The following is a 17,288-nucleotide window of genomic DNA, read 5'->3' on the forward strand; positions in this document are numbered from 1 at the left end:
AATTAAACTGTCACAAAAACTCCTTTAAATGCAAAAAACCAGCAGTGAATACTCATTCCCTGCTGGTTCAATATTTTGGAGTTCTGAAGTTTAATCAAACCATTTATCGCCGTCAGAAATCCATCTGTTGTTATGTAAATCAAAACATTCATCATAATCATGAAAACTAAAGTAGGACGGTAATTTAACACTCGTACCACCTGCTTTGTTCCAGCACATAGCAAACCATTCCACTATAGCTTTCTTTTCAATTTCTGATAACTCCCCATCATTTTCTTCATAAAATTCCCAAAATCCGTCTGATTCGTCGTCATGGAATTTATAATATTCCACATCATCTATCAAATCGTGACTACCAGAAAAGACACCGCTATCCATTCCTTCATAAAAAACTTCATTTGCTCCTCTATCCATCGAAAACATGACAATTGACATTTCAAATGACTGAACAAAAGCTGTGAAATCTATTATATCTATCCCTTCATAATAATTAAACCGAAGTGTCTCTTTAATATTTCGAATCAAATCAATCGATTTTTCTTCAAGCCCTTTTTTTAAAGAATTTGTATAATTTTCTATTGTAAACAAATTATCTCCCCTAAATATTGCGTCTATTTAAATTACAAAAATTACATTAAAAGGTTAATCTTAACTTCTTTACATGTGTAGTGAAAATACTTTTTACAGTTTCGAAATTGTGAGCGAATGTATTGTCTCCACTTAATGACGTGATAACAGTTAATCCTGCTGCTTTAATAAAATGTTTTACATCTACGGGCATAATAATAGCCTCCATTAATTTAGTTACGCTAATTATAACAGAAGTTTTACCACTGAAACACGGAAGAAATAAAACAGTTCTCCAAAATGAATCTCTATTCTCAACCTATATCGGCCACAGTTCCTGAAAGGCACGACATATAAATAAAAAAGCTGTCCTAATCAAGGACAGCTTCAAAATATGTATCTTTACACTTCAATTGATTTACCGTCTTCAACGATATGGTAAAGTAAGTGAGCTAAATGATGAATTGGACCATACTCTTCCTCTTCTTCATTTGTTTCACCTTGGAATTCAAGATCATTTAAGTATAATGCTAAAAATTGATAGTATAGTTTTAAATCAAATCCGTAGCAAGCACTTGGTTCTTCATGATCTCCTTCATATTGTAACATTAAGTATTGATCATTTCCTTCTGCATCTTCTGCATCAAAGAATACGAAGAAGCCAACGTTTGTATCTAAATCAAATAGATGACGGGTACCTTTTTCTGTTGCTTTATTGAAGTCCTCTTCACTTAATTTATGTACTGTTGTCGCTTTTGCATTATCTTCTTGATGAAAATTTACTGTAAATGATTTCAATGCTGACACCTCCTGATTGTATAATAGTAGCATAACATATAAAATGGACTGCTTACAAATGTAAACAGTCCAACTAAATTCATTTCCGTATTGCTCGCAACAGAAAACTCACGATGAAGATTAAAATAATCGCACCGATTAAAGCTGGAATAATCGCAAAGCCACCAATAACAGGACCGAATTTTCCAAGTAATAACGAACCAAGCCAAGAACCGATAATACCAGCAATAATATTACCAATTACACCGCCCGGTACATCCTTTCCAGTGATTAAACTTGCAAACCATCCTAATATACCACCGACGATTAAATACCAAATCAAATCATAACCTCCTATATATTTAACCTATAAAAATATAATCTGAAACAATTGCTTACCATTAGTTATGTTTCATTTTTCGTAAGTTATTCGTCTTATGAAAATCATTCTAATCTGCTCAACCTATTAAGGACAATCTGGCTTCAATATTGTTCTCATAAATTCGTCTTTAAACGCTTGATAATTAAATCCAACGGCAATTCTTTGTATAGGACGATTATCAAACGTCGTTGGCTCAGCTATTTTTCTAAAATCTGCAACACTTTGACCTCTCGTTACATCGTTCGTCGTACTAATCCAAACTGATGATTTTTTATATTCAAAAATATCATCATTTATAAAAGAAATGAACGGAAGTAAATCGTGAATCGGACCCCCAGCAATACCTGGATATTCTTTTTTATAAAAATTTTCAAAATAAAAATCAATCATTGGTTTAATAAGTTTCGCCTGTCCTGTCCCTTCTTTATCAATAATATCGACCATTTCAGGAGTAATAAGTGCTGCTTGCGTTACATTTAACGGATATATAGTAGCATTCTTCGCATATTTCATTACGATATTTGCCGCAATTGGATCACCGTAAAAATTAGCTTCAGATACTGGTGTAACATTACCTGGAAATAGAAAAGCACCGCCCATTATATAATAGGAACATACTCGATTCATTAAATTTGGATACAATAAAAATAATGTTGCAAGTGTCGTTAATCGTCCCGTCGCCACAATAATAATATTTTCAGGACAAGGCTCAATTAATTTAATCAATTCGCAAAAATTTTCGCTGTTACAAATTCTCATTTTCGGTGGAATAATTGGACCTAAACCGTGATCTCCATGAATTTCAGGGAAAAATAAAGGTTCTTCAGCTGTCATCGGTCTACTGGCACCTTCAATAATCTTCACTTCTGTAGCATAGTATTTTTCTAAAAAATACACATTTTCCGTTACAATTTCTCTTGATACATTTCCATACTCTGCAACAATACCTATAATATCTAATTTGCATGTTTTATTCGCATAAATTAACGTTACTGCATCATCAATTCCAAAATCTCCGAAAAAGATTATTTTTTTATTAACTTTCCTCACCCCTCTCCAGCATAATCTACTATCATTATTATGCGAAAAAGACAAGGCGGTGAAAAAGAGATAATTAAAAAAGCCGCCTATTTATTATTTATTGGCGACTTCAATCTTTTTATAAGATAAATATGCTAGTACACTTTTGCTTGAATCATATTTCGGATTATTCCCTTTTCTCGGTTCTCTCATATGTGTTTTTTCAAACCCAGGAATATCAGGCATTCTTTGCAAAAATTCAAGCATTTCTTCCTCAGTTCCTTCAATACGTACACGAATCATTATTGCTATTCCTCAATTCTCATTTTCTCTGTACTAAGTATATCGTACTTCAGAAAGTCTGCAAGAAATTTATCTTTTTAATGTTGAACTTTTTTTACAGACGAACAGTGCCATTTCAGTATAGAACGACTCTACTTTATTATTATCAAAGTGAATGTTGAAGAATTCCTGCATTTCGTTTGATGTTTTCATCATACATTCTGTTAACTTTAGACGCTTTTGCACAGGCACATCCATCATATTGCACCACCAGTCAAAATCAAACTTTTTGTCAAAAGTAAGACATGACTGCATTTGTAAACCATGTTTTTCTAATAAAGTAATCCATTCTGTTTTTTTCAAAGCTCGTTCATGGCTTGGATCACGTTTCTTTTCGATAAAGTTATAAAATGTATCAAACTCATTATTTTCTGGTGAAACATTATCAATTAATATAAATAATCCTTCATCCTCTAACGTTCGATGTACTTCAAAAATAAATTGCGAAGGGTCAACAAAATGATGTGCTGCAATTCGGCATGTAATTGTATCAAAAGATTCTTCAGCAAATGGTAACCTTTCTGCATGTCCTGCTACAAAAGATACGTTTTCATGTCCGTTCCCTATTATAAAACCTTTTGCCTTTTCTAACATTTTTTCTGTTAAATCAAGAGCGACTACCTCTTTAAACATTGGGGCTAACAAATTAGCAACATGTCCACCACCAGTAGCAATATCAAGAAGACGAGTATTATGACGAGCTTCAACTTGCTTAACTACATATTGTAAATCCGGTCCATTTGCATGTATTTTACTTTTCACATACTTTTCTGCATTACTACCAAATTGTTGTTTCACAAGCTCTTCTTTACTCATTTTTATCAACTTCTTTCTATAAGTATTCATATAATTAATAAGTTCTCTTTATATAATTTCAAATCCTCTTTTAGGCTCCATTCCTTGTATAAGAATACTAGTAACCCCAAAACATAACTCTTATGTTTTTAATTACAAAACAAAAAAGGTTACGAGAACTTATCCCGTAACCTTGAAAAACATCTCTTACATTAGAGTGCATACATTTATGTCTAAAAAATTTATATCCTCCTTTAACTTCATAAGAACTTCCACTTCCTTATAAGTAGCCTCTCTCGCATACAATCCAAATTGATCCATACCAACCCCTATCCATCCTGGAGTATCATAAAGTATATCTATGTTGAAATGATGCAACTTAGTAAGTTCTGATCTAATAAACCTGTCCCTACTAGCGATTTGCTTATCTATTAAACCATATTCTTTCCCATTGTCAGAAAGCGCTATAACCTTTCCTATTAGTGGATGTTCACGAACAATAAAGTGATATTCCTTTTCATCTATATTCGCCACAATCGTACGAGAATCGGATACATCAAATCCAGAATTCAGTACATTCATATCGATCAGCTCCTTTATTGTTTTCATTAACATCATAACAAATGAATATTTAAATAACATTAATATAATGTAAAAAATATAAAGGCTGACTTCCCTTTAGAAATCAGCCTTTACACGTTATTCGTCTTTAAATTCTTTACAAAATTTCATAATACTTCTTTCTCTTCATCATTTCCGGAAACTAAATTCCCTAAAACATCCGCAGTAACTTCGACTACAAATTCACAAATCCCTGCTACAACTTCTCCAATTACTTCCTCCATCTTTCCACCCCCTTGTTTTATGGAACTTATTTGTAGTATAGGAGATATTGGTTAATTTTAACTATCGGAAAAAGTGACAAAAACATTACAGATTTGTAAGCTATTTCAATGTTTTTTGAATTTATACTTCTCCTCTTTGAAACTTTAAGTATTATTAACAACCAGATAGGTCATCATAATATAAAGTATTTAAGAATCCTAATTTAAAGGAGGCGTGTAAAATATACTACGTAAAACTAATTAAAGGTCAATCTTTCTATGCTTTTGATCATCGTTTCTTAATATCTCAAGAAGAAGCGGTTTCGGAAAAGATTTTTAATCACTTACGCCGTAATGAATTCTTTGAAGTGCGTAAAGAAGAATATTCTGCCTAAAGTATGAAAGGCATCAAAAAATGACTCTCATAATTGGGATTTTTTCTTGATGCTTTTATATTATCTCCCTCTATTCAACATTACTCCTTAATTTTCTTAAAATCTTATAGTATATGTCCAAGCTAATTCATCCTTACCTTCATATTTTAGTATATGAGGAGGTGACGAATATGACTCATATCATTGATTACCAAGCTACTCAACCTTTAAATAAAACCGGTGAAACAACTTTTGTAATTCCCCATTCCCCAGAAAAAGCAATTCTAGCAAATATTAAATTAAAAATTTCAAGAAGAGATGCACGTAATAATCGAGTTGAATTAATTGCTACAGTTGGAGTTGAAGGTATAACTGAGATTTCACAAGTTTTATTCCGAATTTTCCGTGACAATACAGAAATCTTCAACGCTCAAGTAGGGATTGAATCTACAGATTCTGAGCAATTTTACGCGCAAACATTTCAAGCTATAGATCAAAATGTTAGCTGCGGGACTCACGAATATTCATTAACTGTAGAAAACCTTACTAGTGGTGCAAGTGCAAATGTTGTTGGTCCACTATCTTTTAGCGGTTTAGCTATTGGACAAGATCATAAGTGTTGCTAAGTAAATTTGTTGTTTAATTTTGTATTTCAAAAAAGCGAGACGTAGTATATACGTTCTCGCTTTTTTATTTTCTCTATATTTATTCTTACGTTCAATTAGTATTTAATCATAATTTTTCACATTTCGATTTACTTATTCCTTCAATTAAAAAATCAAATTTTTAACAAATCAAAAATATTGAAATCCATTTATGAAACACGTAATATAGACTCTGACTCTAAAAAAGTTCGTACAAAACACTATATAAATAAGGAGGTTTTATATACGAGTTTTTCATTTTAAAAGACAGAGAGGTTTTATATTATGTGGCGTAACAAAAACGTTTGGATTGTTCTAATTGGGGAGTTTATTGCTGGTCTAGGATTATGGCTTGGTATACTTGGTAACCTGGAATTTATGCAAAAATATGTCCCTTCTGATTTCATGAAATCAGTTATATTATTTATCGGACTATTAGCAGGAGTTCTAGTCGGTCCTATGGCTGGCCGTGTCATCGATCAGTATGAAAAGAAAAAAGTTCTTCTATATGCTGGCTTCGGTCGGGTTTTAAGTGTTATTTTTATGTTTTTCGCTATTCAATATGAAAGTATCGCCTTTATGATTGCATTTATGATTGCACTTCAAATTTCAGCTGCATTTTATTTCCCTGCATTACAATCTGTAATTCCTCTAATCGTTCGTGAGCATGAGTTATTACAGATGAACGGTGTACATATGAATGTTGGTACAATCGCTCGTATTGCGGGTACTTCACTAGGTGGAATTCTTTTAGTTGTAATGAGTTTACAGTATATGTATGCCTTCTCAATGGCAGCATACGCTTTATTATTCCTCTCAACTTTCTTCCTACAATTTGAAGATAAAAAGTCAACTACATCAAGTAAACAATCAGCTAAAGATAATAGCTTTATGGAAGTATTTCGTATTTTAAAAGGAATTCCTATTGCTTTTACAGCACTTATATTAAGTATTATCCCTCTATTATTTATAGCTGGATTCAATTTAATGGTTATTAACATTAGCGAAATGCAACACGATCCAACGATTAAAGGATTCATATATACAATTGAAGGTGTAGCATTTATGTTAGGTGCCTTCGTTATTAAACGTTTATCTGATCATTTCAAACCTGAAAAGTTACTATATTTCTTCGCAATTTGTACCGCTTTTGCACACCTTTCATTGTTCTTTAGCGATATAAAATGGATGGCTCTTACATCGTTTGGTTTGTTTGGCTTTAGTGTCGGCTGTTTCTTCCCTATTATGTCGACAATTTTCCAAACGAAAGTAGAAAAAAGCTATCACGGCCGCCTCTTCTCATTCCGTAATATGTTTGAGAGAGTTATGTTCCAAATTGTCTTACTTGGAACTGGCTTCTTCTTAGATACGATCGGGTTACAATATATGGTTCTCATTTTCGGAGTCATTTCATTGTTAATTATTTTCATTTCCCTATCTAAACAGAAACAATATGAAAAACAACCTTCGCAATCTGCGAATTTATAAAACTAATACTTCTTAAGAATGGATCCAGTATTTTAATATGGCTCCATTCTTTTTCAATTTCTAGGATTGAAATTTATATGCTTTGTATAGTTCCAATTTTTAAAGGAGTATCCCCTACTACTTTCGAATACAATAAATTATAGATTCTTCAAAAAGGAGCTGTGGAAATGTCTGCTGGTATCCAATTATTAATTACCCTTCTGTTTTCATTCGTTATGTTTGGCGCCCTTAATTTTTTAGCCATTTCCTTATCTCAAAATAACTTTAAAAGAAGGATTGTGGCGGGTTTCGTATTTTTACTGCTGACTCCCGTTGTTTTTTTGACAACTTTAACCTTTGCTTCTATTTTCGACAAAAGTGTGTTTGGATCTGCTACTTTAGCATTTATCATGGCTACTATATATATTTTAAATGGGCTAATCGTCCTTATTTCCTCTACTTTTATCCCCCAAAAAGCATAATAAAATATATCCTGCTAGGCATGAATACTAGTATTACGCTAGATTCATGCCTTTTATTTTTTACTATGCTTTTCCAAATTTTTATGCGAAATTAAGTATTTCTTTAAAAAAATTTTAACTTTATTTATTACAATATCCCTATCGTATTCGCACGTTTATTAACAATAGTATGAAAGGAGCACAAAATGAAAAAGTTTCTACTTACAATAGCTATACTAGTCGTCCTACTTAGCGGATGCAGCAATAACGATATATACGGTTCTTGGGAAGTTGTTGACAACAAAAACGGTCAATGTCCTGTATTATATAAATTTGAAACAATTGTAAAAGAAGAAAAGAAAGAAAAGGTTGTTCAAAATTTAGTAGAAATGCAAACAACAAAGAAAAAAGAAGATTTATATAAAGGTTCGTTTGTGAAAAATTCTAATGTATATCACATTGATTATGGTAACTCTTTTACATCGGATCAAACTTTGAAAGTTGTCGATAATAAATTAAATGTATACTTTATAAACGTAGAAAAGATGTGTACTTATAAAAAAACAAGTGATTAACTATATGTATTTTACAAAACCGCAAAATATATTTTTGCGGTTTTCCACTATAGATGTTTTCTTATAAAAATATGTACCCTTTTAAATCCTTTAATTATAATATAAAATTGATTAACAATTTTTTTATTGTGAGGTGCTTTTTGAAAAGCTTAAGTTTTTTAATTATATCAACAGTTTGTTCCGTAATCCTTATTTTATGGAATGCTATTTCATTCTATGAAAAATATACTACTGCGAATTCATACTATTGGATTAGCGGCATACTTGGTATAGTTTTCGTATTCTTTTTAATACAAAACATCCGAGATATTATAAACAAAGATTATAAAACATCATAACTGTTATAGAAAAATATATAATGGTGTAATCCTCCCTCTAAAATTGTCAATCGTTTTAATTTTCATAAAAAAATGATAAAATGTAAACATGTGTTTTCAGAATAATTAAAAACGCAGAAAGAAAACACTGTTTTTAGGAGGGGTTTTGATGACTTACACGTTAGCAACTAGAATGAAAGCATTCCAATCTTCTATATTTAGTGAATTAGGGGCCTATAAAAAAGAGAAAATTGCAGCAGGTCATAAAATGATCGATTTAAGTATCGGGAATCCTGATATGCCTCCTGCTGATTTCGTAAGAGAAGCAATGGTACATACGGCGAGTGAAAAAGAAAGCTATGGATACACATTAACAGGCATACAAGAATTTCACGAAGCTGTAACTGAATATTACAACAACACTCATAACGTTATATTAAATGCTGAAAAAGAAGTTTTATTATTAATGGGTTCACAAGACGGACTCGTTCATTTACCGATGGTTTTTGCAAATCCGGGAGATATTATATTAGTTCCTGATCCAGGATATACGGCTTATGAAACAGGAATTCAAATGGCCGGCGCAACATCTTACTACATGCCATTAAAGAAAGAAAATGATTTCTTACCTAGCTTAGAAGTTATCCCTGAAGAAATTGCCAATAAAGCTAAGATGATGATTTTGAACTTCCCAGGGAATCCAGTTCCAGCAATGGCTCATGAAGATTTCTTTAAAGAAGTAATCGCATTCGCGAAAAAACATAATATTATCGTTGTCCATGATTTTGCTTATGCTGAATTTTATTTTGATGGCCAAAAGCCAATTAGCTTCTTATCTGTACCTGGCGCAAAAGAAGTTGGCGTTGAAATTAATTCTTTATCTAAAAGTTATAGTTTAGCTGGTAGCCGTATTGGTTATATGATTGGTAACGAAGAAATCGTCGGTGCGCTTACGCAATTTAAGTCTAATACAGATTACGGCGTGTTTTTACCAATTCAAAAAGCTGCATCCGCTGCATTACGACACGGCGCTTCTTTTTGTGAGAAAAACCGTGGAATTTACCAAGAACGTAGAGATACTTTAGTAGATGGATTCCGCCAATTTGGCTGGAATGTCGATAAACCCGCTGGGAGTATGTTCGTTTGGGCTGAAATTCCGAAAGGATGGACCTCTCTAAAGTTCGCTTATGCACTTATGGATCGTGCGAATGTCGTTGTCACACCAGGTCATGCTTTCGGTCCTCACGGCGAAGGCTTTGTACGTATTGCACTAGTTCAAGATAAAGTAGTATTGCAAGAAGCAGTTGAAAACATTAAAAATAGCGGTATTTTCTCTATTGAAAAAATAGAAGAATTAGTTAAAAATTAATAGTAACTCCCCTGCTTAACTTTAGCAGGGGTATTATTATTCCTGGAGGTACGGTATGAATATTAAAGATACTCTTCCCCATCGCTATCCATTTTTAATGGTTGATAAAATTACAAACGTTAAAGAATCACAATCAGCTACAGGATACAAACTAATTACAAATAACGAATGGTTTATTAATGAAAGTCAAAACTACATGCCTCATATGTTAATTGTAGAAGCACTTGCCCAACTTAGTGCTTTTGTAAGTACAGGTGAATCTGAAGGACTTGGTTTCCTCTCCTCTTTAGATGGGGTGGAATTTCATGCAAATGCGTATCCTGGTGATAAACTTGACTTACATTATGAATTAACACGTAACAGACGAGGTTTTATTCTTGGAAAAGGAATTGCCTCTGTAAACGGTCAATCAATCGTTACCATTGAAAAGCTATTAATATATCAAGCTGATTAAACATATTACATAGTAAGGAGTAGGAAAATGCGGAATGTTGTTGGTATTGATGCTGGGGGAACATTAACAAAAATTGCTTACTTTAACGAAATGAACAAATTAGTTTTTGAAAAATTTTATTCATATGAACAAGAAAGAATTAAAGAATGGCTTCATAATAATAATTCAATTACACAATTATGCATTACAGGTGGTAAAGCTAAACAGTTAGAACAACTACTTTCAGGTTCATATGAAATAGTAGAGTTAAACGAGTTTGAAGCTACTTTAGCAGGAGTACGATACATACTAAAAGAAGAAAAACGTGCTATTAACAACTTTGTATTAACAAATATCGGTACAGGTACTTCCATTCACTACGTTCACGACAAGCAATACGTTCGCGCTGGGGGAACTGGAGTTGGCGGTGGTACTATTATGGGTCTTTCAAAACTATTAACAAATATAGATCATTTTGAAGATGTGATTCCGCTTACGAAAATTGGTTCAAGAAAAAGTCTAGATATTACAGTTGGAGATATTTATGGCGGGATTCTCTCCCCTATTGATAATAACTTAACTGCTAGCAATTTCGGAAAAGCGACCATTACAGACTCAAATTATAGTAGTTCAGATATACTCGCTACCGTTCAAGGACTTGTCGGTGAAGTCGTCACAGCATTAAGCCTTCAATTCGCCGAAGCGAAAAATATTGACCATATCATTTACATCGGTTCTACTCTATGTAATAACGTACATCTTCAAAATATTATTAGTAGCTATACAGAATATCAAAACAAAATACCAGTCTTTTTACGAGACGGCGGTTATAGTGGTGCGATTGGTGCTTTACTTCATGGTATGAAATAAAAAAGCTGACTTTTGTCAGCTTTTTTGCAATGGTACTTCAAATTCAATAATTGATTCTCCGTTCTTACCAATTCGTTCCACACTAATTCTATTTATTACACACTTCAACTTCTCATGAAAACTAGGAATCTCCTTCGCTATTTCAGTTGCTAACTCAGGGCTACTTTCTCTTCCGACTGTTACATGCGGTATGTACGGAATGTCTCTTTTTAAAAATCGTAATAAGGGGCCTGTATACAATTTATCATGTAGTTTTTCTATTTGTTCTTTCCCCTTTTCAACTCCTAAAAACAAATAGTCTCTCACACTTGTTATACGACTTGCAAACTCAATTTCAATTTCTCCTATCCCTTTTGCCAAATTCAAAATATGTGATTTCAGCTCATCATTCGAAATGGAACTTTCAAATGGAAATACAATTGTTATATGCGGTCGAATTAATCCGAATAAAGGATCATGCTTTTCTCTCATACTCTCTATTTCATCAATGGGCATGTTATGTAAAAACAGTAGAATTGTACGCATCTCTTTCTCCTCCACTTAGTATACTTCTTTTATTTCTGTTTTTTTTAATCATAAAACAAGAACATCGCCTCTTCAATAACAACAGGTGAAAGTTACCAAAATCTATTTCATGAAATTCATTAAAACGACTGCGTATGTTTGTTATATTGAACGTCGGACTAAATCCCATTATTTTTAAGAGGACCATAATTGAGTAAAAAAGAAAAAAAACCTAGTTAGCAAAACAAGCTATAGCTAAACTATATACTTCCTCCCCCATTATCGTAACTAGTAAAGAGGGTTATGCAGCTATTGATAAAGAGCATATTCAACTGTTCAAATTCATATCAAAAACGAAAGAAATCTCAAGTATAGCAATATACGACTTGAAAGAATTCGATACACTTTCAATTGACCAATACTTAATTAAAGCTGTTATGATGTTTAAAAGCATACATAAAACATTCGAGTTTATTCCAACCGAACAAACGAAAGATATCGAAAAACTTCTACAAACAAATACTTCTATTCAAATAGAAAAAATCAAACGTAAATGGTTTAATAAAATACTCGGATACCGTAGTCAAACAAAATGGAAAATGATTTTTGCTAGCGCAATATATTTGTTTTTTCTATTTACTGCATTTAGTGGTTTTACAGAAGAAAAGACAAAAGAAACTGCTAATGTAAAACAATCAAAAACTACATCAACAGCCTCAGAACAAAAAAAGACGATGACTAGTACAGAGCAACCAAAAGAAAATGTATTAAAAATGGCTGACGGCAAAAATGTGAATATGCTTATTTATGAACAATATGGCGTAAAATATCAATCTCATGAACCTACTGATATAGAATTTTCAAAAGATAAAACTGTTCTCGAACACTTTGAAAAAATGGCTCAAAAACATAACATGTCAGTCCCTGAATACATCGAAAAAGAGGATGAAATTGTAGCGGCTAATATTCAAAGAGAGAAAGAAGAACTTGCTAATAAACAAACTAAAGCGGACGTTACTAACTATAGCACTACCGATTCTTCTCAATCTAAAAAAATATACAAAATGTACTTAATCAATTAAATAATGACATTAATACGTGGAAATCAATGAGTGGTGATAATTTAACTCAAGCAGATGTAACAGTTATTAACAATGATTTAAAACTTGTACTTGAACATGTTCAAGATTTAGAAGATGAAGTAGGATCGACTCCACAAACAGAGCAATTTAAACGTGCAGTAAATGCTCATATGAGAGCATTTGAAATTGGTTCAGCTAAAGATGTTTCGAAACTTGTATTACAAGCAAATAGTCTATAAAAATAAAAACTTCTCAAATGAGAAGTTTTTATTTTTATATCGCATGATTACTATTCTCGCGCCAAACTTTCCTAAACTTTATATAACACGCAATTCTCCACGGAATAATATAAGATACTGCAACTACGTAAAATAATAAACCTATCGTTTGATGATCTAAATCTACAATAAATTGTCTTGAACCATATCTTAAAACGACAAGTGCAATAAAAGTAATTAAAAAGGCAGCACTTTTTTTCGTATAAATATTCCCATCATCTCTCCGCTCATAATTTGTTAAAACTATAAGTGGCACAGCGAAAATTACACCAATGAATACCGCTATAATTACTTGTAATATAGCTGGATGTACGGGACCTAAAAACCATACAATACCTGGTGTTAAAAATAGTAATGGCCATAAAATACGTTTTCCCGATCCCTTTATTGGCTTGTGCATGGAGCGATAACGACGCCAAAAAATCAGCAATGCTATGCATAAAAAGACGGTTATTAATGAAGAAGTATCTCTCATTTACTCTTCCTTCTCTCTTGAAATAATTGAATTTATATCGTATCTTCAAACGAAACCTTACGAATAAATAGAGCGCTAATTACAATATATATGAAAATAAGAACAATCGAAACTGATATGAAATTAGGTATTTCTAGCAACATTTTACTATTAATAAATACCAATTCTTTTATTCCTATTCCTGCATACATTGTACTCGCCAATCCAAATAAAAATATAATACTAAAAGCTAATCCAAACCAATTAAATCTCTTCTGAAAAATTGTTGTTGATTGAAATAAACAAGCTAATGTACTATAAAATATGAACTGCACAAAGAATTGTTCAATTGCATATGATCCGAAATTTATCTGTTCTGTTTTATAAAATGTACCTTGTAAAAATAAAACTTGAAGACCTGAAAACAATGCGGATTGCAATAAAATAAAACATATTGAACCAATCAAGAATTGCAATCTAGTGACACCAAACGAGACGACTGTAGGAAAAATATCAAGTTGAATAAGAAACACACTTATCACAATAAACATTACGATTGCAATTGATGAATTATTAAAGATATCGTGTAAAAATGCTACCTTTATTCCCTTTAAATCAGTTGCCGTCATTGTCCCTTTTATAAGTAATGCTACAGTCCAAAAGATAAGAATGGCTTTATAATGATATTTTATATGTAACTTCAACTGCTTCATTAACATCGTCATTTCACTTCACCACCCGTTATGTGAATAAATAGTTTTTGTAATGTAATTCTATCAATTACTAACCCTTCTTTTTCAAGAGAGTAATAATCTTCATTAGAAAGCTCTTCCCATATAACAGCAATCCCCTTATTTCCATAAACTTCTCGATTTATTACTTTTTTATTGATTGCAAACTCGTCCACTTTATCTTTTTTCCCTGAAATAATATGACCTTGTTGTAATAAATCTTCCACTGATGATTGAACAACCAGCTTTCCTTCTTTTATGATGATTACATCTTCGATAATATTAGTTACTTCTTCTACTAAATGTGTTGATAATATAATGGTTCGTGGATACTCACCGTAATCTTCTAATAGTAAACTATAAAACAACTCACGATGTGCTGCGTCTAAACCTGTAGTTGGTTCATCAAAAATAGTAATTGGTGCTCTACTTGCTAATCCTTGAATAATTCCTACAACAGTTTGCATTCCGTGCGATAATTTATGGTATTTTTCTTTCAAATTAAGTTGAAATTTCCTAGCAAGTTCTTCAGCAAACTCTTGATCCCAGTTTTTATAAAACATATTACATAAATTAAAAATCTCTTTAACCTTATTATTTAGGTATGCAGCTTCTTTCACTTTAACAAAACAAATATTTTGCATCGCTTTACTATTTTCAAAAACATTTTCGCCAAATATAGATACACTTCCATTACTTGAAATAATTTGTCCTGCAAGTAAATTTAATAGTGTCGTTTTTCCTGCTCCGTTTCTACCGAGCAAACCATATATTTTATGCTCTTCCAATGAAATCGTTACTTCATTTACTGCTACTTTCTTTTTATATTTTTTCGTTAAATCTTTCGTTTCAAGTGCAATCATCCCTCTTTCCCCTCCTTCGTAATTTTGTGTATCATGTCCATCAATTCGTCTTTTGATATTTCTAGTACTTTTGCTTCTTCCCACACTTTAGGTAAATACTCGGTCATAAAAGTATTTTGTCTTTTTTTTAGTACGACTTCTTTTGCTCCCTTTGCAACAAACATTCCGATCCCTCTCTTTTTATATAAAATCCCTTCATCCACTAATACATTTACCCCTTTAGCTGCAGTAGCTGGATTAATTTGTAGCATTTTCGCAAATTGATTTGTTGATGGAACTTGTTCTTCTTCAAGCAATATGTCTTTTAAAATATCAGATTCAATCGTTTCTGCAATTTGTAAGTATATTAATTTATTTTGTTCTAGAGTAGGTTTCACAATTTCACCACCTTAGGTTCTTAGGTTCATTACTTATGTAATTAACCATATCACAACGTTATATTTTTTTCCATAATTTTCATCAAAAAAAGAATCATTCGATACTGAATGACTCCCTTTAAAGAATGTCCGTATTTTCAATCGTTAAATAACCATCGCTTCCTCCATATCACTTAGATTCCCGCACAGGATGTTCATCAAAAAATTGCTTTCGAAAATCTTTATTATTAACTAACTTTTCTATTTTTTCTTGATTACCGTAAAAGAAGTTCATTACGATTCCCTTATTCCATATAAGATCATCCTTTGGCAAATCATTAAATTCTTTATACAGTATGGGTAAAAGTTCTTCTCTTTCCAATGCAAAACTTTGATTTTCAATCTGAAACTCATACCCTTTCGCATTCGGTACTAAAACTGCAAGATAAATAGCATTAAAGAGAAAATTCTTCTTCATCGTATCCTTCCCATCAAACCAATACGTCTCAATCATTTCTTCTGTAAGATTTCCATTCTCTTTTGCACCATATTCCACTTTAATATTTTCATTTTCTAAATTTAAACTTTGAACTGTTTCACCACCAGGTAAGTTTGTAACAATCGCAATAACGTCGGAATTATTTCCAACGTATGTCCCCGTATATTTTTTAAAAGCCCCAAGTTCAATACGTGATATTTCTTTTATTTGTTCCCCATTAGAACAAGCGGTAACAACTAATAAAATTGTTAGCATAACACCTGCTATTCTATTCATATAGTTCATTAGACACCCCCAAGTTCTATTTATTATCCAATCTATACAATGTATCCCTTAAAAACCCTTTAAAATATACGCATTTTAATCAAAATTAAAAATTTTCAATTTTTATGTTTACAATTATCCATTAATTGTATATACTTACTAACGTAAGAAAAATATTCTAAAAGGAGGTCGAAGGAAATGATGAAATTACAATTACATGCTTTAACTTTAGCGTTAACTGCACCTATGTTTTCTGGACAATTAAATATGAATTCGACCACCCTAATGGAGAATTGAAAATCGTACTTTATTTCTATTAATTCATAAATTCGCCACAGGAGGTCGTATACTTTCCTGTGGCTTTTTCACGCCCAGCCATAGGAGAACGATATCTTCCTGTGGCTTTTTTGTGCGATTTTTTAGTCTCATACATTATTTTTTAAAGAAAGGAGCAACATTCGATGACTATTAGCGTATTGTTTTTAAGTATTACGATTCAAAGAAATACACTTTCCAAAGTTGAAATTCTTCATAATGAGCAAATTGCAAAAGCTATGAATGATGTTAAGGAGCGCCAAGTGCTTTATTGTGATCACCTGTAATTCCTTTTCGAAAGGAGGAATTCGTCTATGACTTTTCATATTTTCTTTTTTACGACAGCACTTCAGAAAAAAACGTTATCTGAAGCTGAAATCTTACGTAAACAACAATTAAAACAAACTATGGATAAAATAACGGACATTAAAAGTTCGTATTATACACAAATGTATTAAAATTTTTTTAAAAGGAGCAATATCCTAATGAAATTTAAGGCTTTCTTTTTAACGATTACCATTCAAAAACGTAAACCTTCAAAAGCTGAAATCTTACGTGAACAACAAATTAAAAATATTATGGATGATGTGAAAGAGCTCCAGTCCTCTTATTACAATCGTCTTTACTAAATAAATTATAAAGGGGCAATATCTTAATGAAATTTAAGGCTTTCTTTTTAACGATTACCATTCAAAAACGTAAACCTTCAAAAGCTGAAATCTTAC

General features: G+C 32.0%; 28 protein-coding genes. 14 read left to right on the forward strand and 14 right to left on the reverse strand.

Features of this window, described 5'->3' with window-relative positions:
• Nucleotides 1-90: 90 nt before the first annotated feature.
• From BAQ49_RS16630 to BAQ49_RS16665, 8 genes are all read right to left on the reverse strand, one after another.
• Complete coding sequence (locus tag BAQ49_RS16630; RefSeq protein WP_071746241.1) at nt 91-588, reverse strand: hypothetical protein; 498 nt, start codon at nt 586-588, stop codon at nt 91-93.
• Between the two features lie 46 nt (nt 589-634).
• Nucleotides 635-781: a chorismate mutase gene (locus BAQ49_RS16635; protein WP_071746242.1), complete on the reverse strand. Its 147-nt coding sequence runs from the start codon at nt 779-781 to the stop codon at nt 635-637.
• A gap of 188 nt (nt 782-969) precedes the next feature.
• On the reverse strand, nt 970-1,365 hold the full coding sequence (locus tag BAQ49_RS16640; RefSeq protein WP_071746243.1) for a cytosolic protein: 396 nt from the start codon (nt 1,363-1,365) through the stop codon (nt 970-972).
• Nucleotides 1,366-1,444: 79 nt separating this feature from the next.
• Complete coding sequence (locus BAQ49_RS16645) at nt 1,445-1,687, reverse strand: GlsB/YeaQ/YmgE family stress response membrane protein (protein ID WP_000638425.1); 243 nt, start codon at nt 1,685-1,687, stop codon at nt 1,445-1,447.
• Nucleotides 1,688-1,810: 123 nt separating this feature from the next.
• Complete coding sequence (locus BAQ49_RS16650) at nt 1,811-2,776, reverse strand: nucleoside hydrolase (protein WP_071746244.1); 966 nt, start codon at nt 2,774-2,776, stop codon at nt 1,811-1,813.
• 84 nt (nt 2,777-2,860) lie between these two features.
• Entirely contained in the window at nt 2,861-3,049 is a 189-nt protein-coding gene (locus BAQ49_RS16655; protein ID WP_000621876.1) for a DUF3970 family protein, read from the reverse strand.
• 69 nt (nt 3,050-3,118) lie between these two features.
• The gene (locus BAQ49_RS16660; RefSeq protein WP_071746245.1) at nt 3,119-3,904 is read right to left on the reverse strand and encodes a class I SAM-dependent methyltransferase; all 786 of its coding nucleotides are present in this window, start codon (nt 3,902-3,904) and stop codon (nt 3,119-3,121) included.
• A 186-nt stretch (nt 3,905-4,090) separates the two neighbouring features.
• A complete protein-coding gene (locus BAQ49_RS16665) occupies nt 4,091-4,465 on the reverse strand; it encodes a hypothetical protein (protein ID WP_071746246.1) in 375 nt (124 codons plus the stop codon).
• A 484-nt stretch (nt 4,466-4,949) separates the two neighbouring features.
• On the opposite strand from BAQ49_RS16665, the gene BAQ49_RS16675 reads away from it, so the two are divergent.
• The 8 genes from BAQ49_RS16675 (at nt 4,950) to coaW (ending at nt 11,217) form a co-directional block, all read left to right on the forward strand.
• Nucleotides 4,950-5,102 carry a YqbF domain-containing protein gene (locus tag BAQ49_RS16675; RefSeq protein WP_071746284.1) on the forward strand — a complete coding sequence of 51 codons (153 nt, stop codon included), beginning with the start codon at nt 4,950-4,952 and terminating at the stop codon, nt 5,100-5,102.
• A 170-nt stretch (nt 5,103-5,272) separates the two neighbouring features.
• Nucleotides 5,273-5,707: an exosporium protein ExsC gene (gene exsC, locus BAQ49_RS16680; protein WP_071746248.1), complete on the forward strand. Its 435-nt coding sequence runs from the start codon at nt 5,273-5,275 to the stop codon at nt 5,705-5,707.
• Nucleotides 5,708-6,010: 303 nt separating this feature from the next.
• A complete protein-coding gene (locus tag BAQ49_RS16685; protein ID WP_071746249.1) occupies nt 6,011-7,213 on the forward strand; it encodes an MFS transporter in 1,203 nt (400 codons plus the stop codon).
• A gap of 167 nt (nt 7,214-7,380) precedes the next feature.
• Nucleotides 7,381-7,674: a hypothetical protein gene (locus tag BAQ49_RS16690; protein WP_071746250.1), complete on the forward strand. Its 294-nt coding sequence runs from the start codon at nt 7,381-7,383 to the stop codon at nt 7,672-7,674.
• A gap of 185 nt (nt 7,675-7,859) precedes the next feature.
• Complete coding sequence (locus BAQ49_RS16695) at nt 7,860-8,228, forward strand: hypothetical protein (RefSeq protein ID WP_071746251.1); 369 nt, start codon at nt 7,860-7,862, stop codon at nt 8,226-8,228.
• 486 nt (nt 8,229-8,714) lie between these two features.
• A complete protein-coding gene (locus BAQ49_RS16705) occupies nt 8,715-9,914 on the forward strand; it encodes an LL-diaminopimelate aminotransferase (RefSeq protein WP_071746253.1) in 1,200 nt (399 codons plus the stop codon).
• Between the two features lie 55 nt (nt 9,915-9,969).
• Nucleotides 9,970-10,368 (forward strand): 3-hydroxyacyl-ACP dehydratase FabZ family protein, encoded by a 399-nt coding sequence (locus tag BAQ49_RS16710; protein WP_071746254.1) that lies wholly within the window; start codon nt 9,970-9,972, stop codon nt 10,366-10,368.
• Nucleotides 10,369-10,395: 27 nt separating this feature from the next.
• Nucleotides 10,396-11,217, forward strand: a complete 822-nt coding sequence (gene coaW / locus BAQ49_RS16715) for a type II pantothenate kinase (protein WP_071746255.1) — start codon at nt 10,396-10,398, stop codon at nt 11,215-11,217.
• Nucleotides 11,218-11,232: 15 nt separating this feature from the next.
• Here the strand turns inward: coaW and BAQ49_RS16720 are convergent, their stop codons facing one another.
• Nucleotides 11,233-11,742 (reverse strand): 2'-5' RNA ligase family protein, encoded by a 510-nt coding sequence (locus tag BAQ49_RS16720; protein ID WP_071746256.1) that lies wholly within the window; start codon nt 11,740-11,742, stop codon nt 11,233-11,235.
• A gap of 365 nt (nt 11,743-12,107) precedes the next feature.
• Here BAQ49_RS16720 and BAQ49_RS33600 point away from each other — a divergent pair, with 365 nt between their 5' ends.
• Together BAQ49_RS33600 and BAQ49_RS33605 are read left to right on the forward strand one after the other, a co-directional pair.
• On the forward strand, nt 12,108-12,803 hold the full coding sequence (locus BAQ49_RS33600; protein ID WP_242477368.1) for a hypothetical protein: 696 nt from the start codon (nt 12,108-12,110) through the stop codon (nt 12,801-12,803).
• Nucleotides 12,804-12,829: 26 nt separating this feature from the next.
• On the forward strand, nt 12,830-13,042 hold the full coding sequence (locus tag BAQ49_RS33605) for a hypothetical protein (RefSeq protein WP_242477367.1): 213 nt from the start codon (nt 12,830-12,832) through the stop codon (nt 13,040-13,042).
• 34 nt (nt 13,043-13,076) lie between these two features.
• Here the strand turns inward: BAQ49_RS33605 and BAQ49_RS16730 are convergent, their stop codons facing one another.
• From BAQ49_RS16730 to BAQ49_RS16750, 5 genes are all read right to left on the reverse strand, one after another.
• Nucleotides 13,077-13,556 carry a CcdC family protein gene (locus tag BAQ49_RS16730; RefSeq protein ID WP_071746257.1) on the reverse strand — a complete coding sequence of 160 codons (480 nt, stop codon included), beginning with the start codon at nt 13,554-13,556 and terminating at the stop codon, nt 13,077-13,079.
• A 32-nt stretch (nt 13,557-13,588) separates the two neighbouring features.
• On the reverse strand, nt 13,589-14,260 hold the full coding sequence (locus tag BAQ49_RS16735) for a DUF4052 family protein (RefSeq protein ID WP_071746258.1): 672 nt from the start codon (nt 14,258-14,260) through the stop codon (nt 13,589-13,591).
• Nucleotides 14,257-15,129: an ABC transporter ATP-binding protein gene (locus tag BAQ49_RS16740; protein WP_071746259.1), complete on the reverse strand. Its 873-nt coding sequence runs from the start codon at nt 15,127-15,129 to the stop codon at nt 14,257-14,259. The genes BAQ49_RS16735 and BAQ49_RS16740 overlap by 4 nt, the downstream gene beginning before the upstream one ends.
• A complete protein-coding gene (locus tag BAQ49_RS16745; RefSeq protein WP_071746260.1) occupies nt 15,126-15,506 on the reverse strand; it encodes a GntR family transcriptional regulator in 381 nt (126 codons plus the stop codon). The genes BAQ49_RS16740 and BAQ49_RS16745 overlap by 4 nt, the downstream gene beginning before the upstream one ends.
• 169 nt (nt 15,507-15,675) lie before the next feature.
• Nucleotides 15,676-16,269, reverse strand: coding sequence for a DUF4825 domain-containing protein (locus BAQ49_RS16750; RefSeq protein WP_071746261.1), 594 nt, complete (start codon nt 16,267-16,269; stop codon nt 15,676-15,678).
• Between the two features lie 440 nt (nt 16,270-16,709).
• On the opposite strand from BAQ49_RS16750, the gene BAQ49_RS16755 reads away from it, so the two are divergent.
• The 4 genes from BAQ49_RS16755 to BAQ49_RS16770 form a co-directional block, all read left to right on the forward strand.
• Nucleotides 16,710-16,850 carry a YrzI family small protein gene (locus BAQ49_RS16755; RefSeq protein WP_002147210.1) on the forward strand — a complete coding sequence of 47 codons (141 nt, stop codon included), beginning with the start codon at nt 16,710-16,712 and terminating at the stop codon, nt 16,848-16,850.
• A gap of 27 nt (nt 16,851-16,877) precedes the next feature.
• Nucleotides 16,878-17,021 (forward strand): YrzI family small protein, encoded by a 144-nt coding sequence (locus tag BAQ49_RS16760; protein ID WP_071746262.1) that lies wholly within the window; start codon nt 16,878-16,880, stop codon nt 17,019-17,021.
• Nucleotides 17,022-17,048: 27 nt separating this feature from the next.
• On the forward strand, nt 17,049-17,192 hold the full coding sequence (locus tag BAQ49_RS16765; RefSeq protein ID WP_071746263.1) for a YrzI family small protein: 144 nt from the start codon (nt 17,049-17,051) through the stop codon (nt 17,190-17,192).
• A gap of 26 nt (nt 17,193-17,218) precedes the next feature.
• The coding region (locus tag BAQ49_RS16770) for a YrzI family small protein (RefSeq protein WP_116733474.1) at nt 17,219-17,288 on the forward strand (70 nt) is incomplete at its 3' end.

The sequence above is a fragment of the Bacillus proteolyticus genome (assembly GCF_001884065.1).
GTDB lineage: Bacteria > Bacillota > Bacilli > Bacillales > Bacillaceae_G > Bacillus_A > Bacillus_A proteolyticus.

Bases quoted from the DNA above. Each gene is read 5' to 3' on its own strand.
- BAQ49_RS16635 (WP_071746242.1), bottom strand. From the start codon at position 781: ATGCCCGTAGATGTAAAACATTTTATTAAAGCAGCAGGATTAACTGTT.
- BAQ49_RS16655 (WP_000621876.1), bottom strand. From the start codon at position 3,049: ATGATTCGTGTACGTATTGAAGGAACTGAGGAAGAAATGCTTGAATTT.
- BAQ49_RS16660 (WP_071746245.1), bottom strand. From the start codon at position 3,904: ATGAGTAAAGAAGAGCTTGTGAAACAACAATTTGGTAGTAATGCAGAA.
- BAQ49_RS16665 (WP_071746246.1), bottom strand. From the start codon at position 4,465: ATGAATGTACTGAATTCTGGATTTGATGTATCCGATTCTCGTACGATT.
- exsC (WP_071746248.1), top strand. From the start codon at position 5,273: ATGACTCATATCATTGATTACCAAGCTACTCAACCTTTAAATAAAACC.
- BAQ49_RS16685 (WP_071746249.1), top strand. From the start codon at position 6,011: ATGTGGCGTAACAAAAACGTTTGGATTGTTCTAATTGGGGAGTTTATT.
- BAQ49_RS16690 (WP_071746250.1), top strand. From the start codon at position 7,381: ATGTCTGCTGGTATCCAATTATTAATTACCCTTCTGTTTTCATTCGTT.
- BAQ49_RS16695 (WP_071746251.1), top strand. From the start codon at position 7,860: ATGAAAAAGTTTCTACTTACAATAGCTATACTAGTCGTCCTACTTAGC.
- BAQ49_RS16705 (WP_071746253.1), top strand. From the start codon at position 8,715: ATGACTTACACGTTAGCAACTAGAATGAAAGCATTCCAATCTTCTATA.
- BAQ49_RS16710 (WP_071746254.1), top strand. From the start codon at position 9,970: ATGAATATTAAAGATACTCTTCCCCATCGCTATCCATTTTTAATGGTT.
- coaW (WP_071746255.1), top strand. From the start codon at position 10,396: ATGCGGAATGTTGTTGGTATTGATGCTGGGGGAACATTAACAAAAATT.
- BAQ49_RS16720 (WP_071746256.1), bottom strand. From the start codon at position 11,742: ATGCGTACAATTCTACTGTTTTTACATAACATGCCCATTGATGAAATA.
- BAQ49_RS33605 (WP_242477367.1), top strand. From the start codon at position 12,830: ATGAGTGGTGATAATTTAACTCAAGCAGATGTAACAGTTATTAACAAT.
- BAQ49_RS16730 (WP_071746257.1), bottom strand. From the start codon at position 13,556: ATGAGAGATACTTCTTCATTAATAACCGTCTTTTTATGCATAGCATTG.
- BAQ49_RS16735 (WP_071746258.1), bottom strand. From the start codon at position 14,260: ATGACGATGTTAATGAAGCAGTTGAAGTTACATATAAAATATCATTAT.
- BAQ49_RS16740 (WP_071746259.1), bottom strand. From the start codon at position 15,129: ATGATTGCACTTGAAACGAAAGATTTAACGAAAAAATATAAAAAGAAA.
- BAQ49_RS16750 (WP_071746261.1), bottom strand. From the start codon at position 16,269: ATGAACTATATGAATAGAATAGCAGGTGTTATGCTAACAATTTTATTA.
- BAQ49_RS16755 (WP_002147210.1), top strand. From the start codon at position 16,710: ATGACTATTAGCGTATTGTTTTTAAGTATTACGATTCAAAGAAATACA.
- BAQ49_RS16760 (WP_071746262.1), top strand. From the start codon at position 16,878: ATGACTTTTCATATTTTCTTTTTTACGACAGCACTTCAGAAAAAAACG.
- BAQ49_RS16765 (WP_071746263.1), top strand. From the start codon at position 17,049: ATGAAATTTAAGGCTTTCTTTTTAACGATTACCATTCAAAAACGTAAA.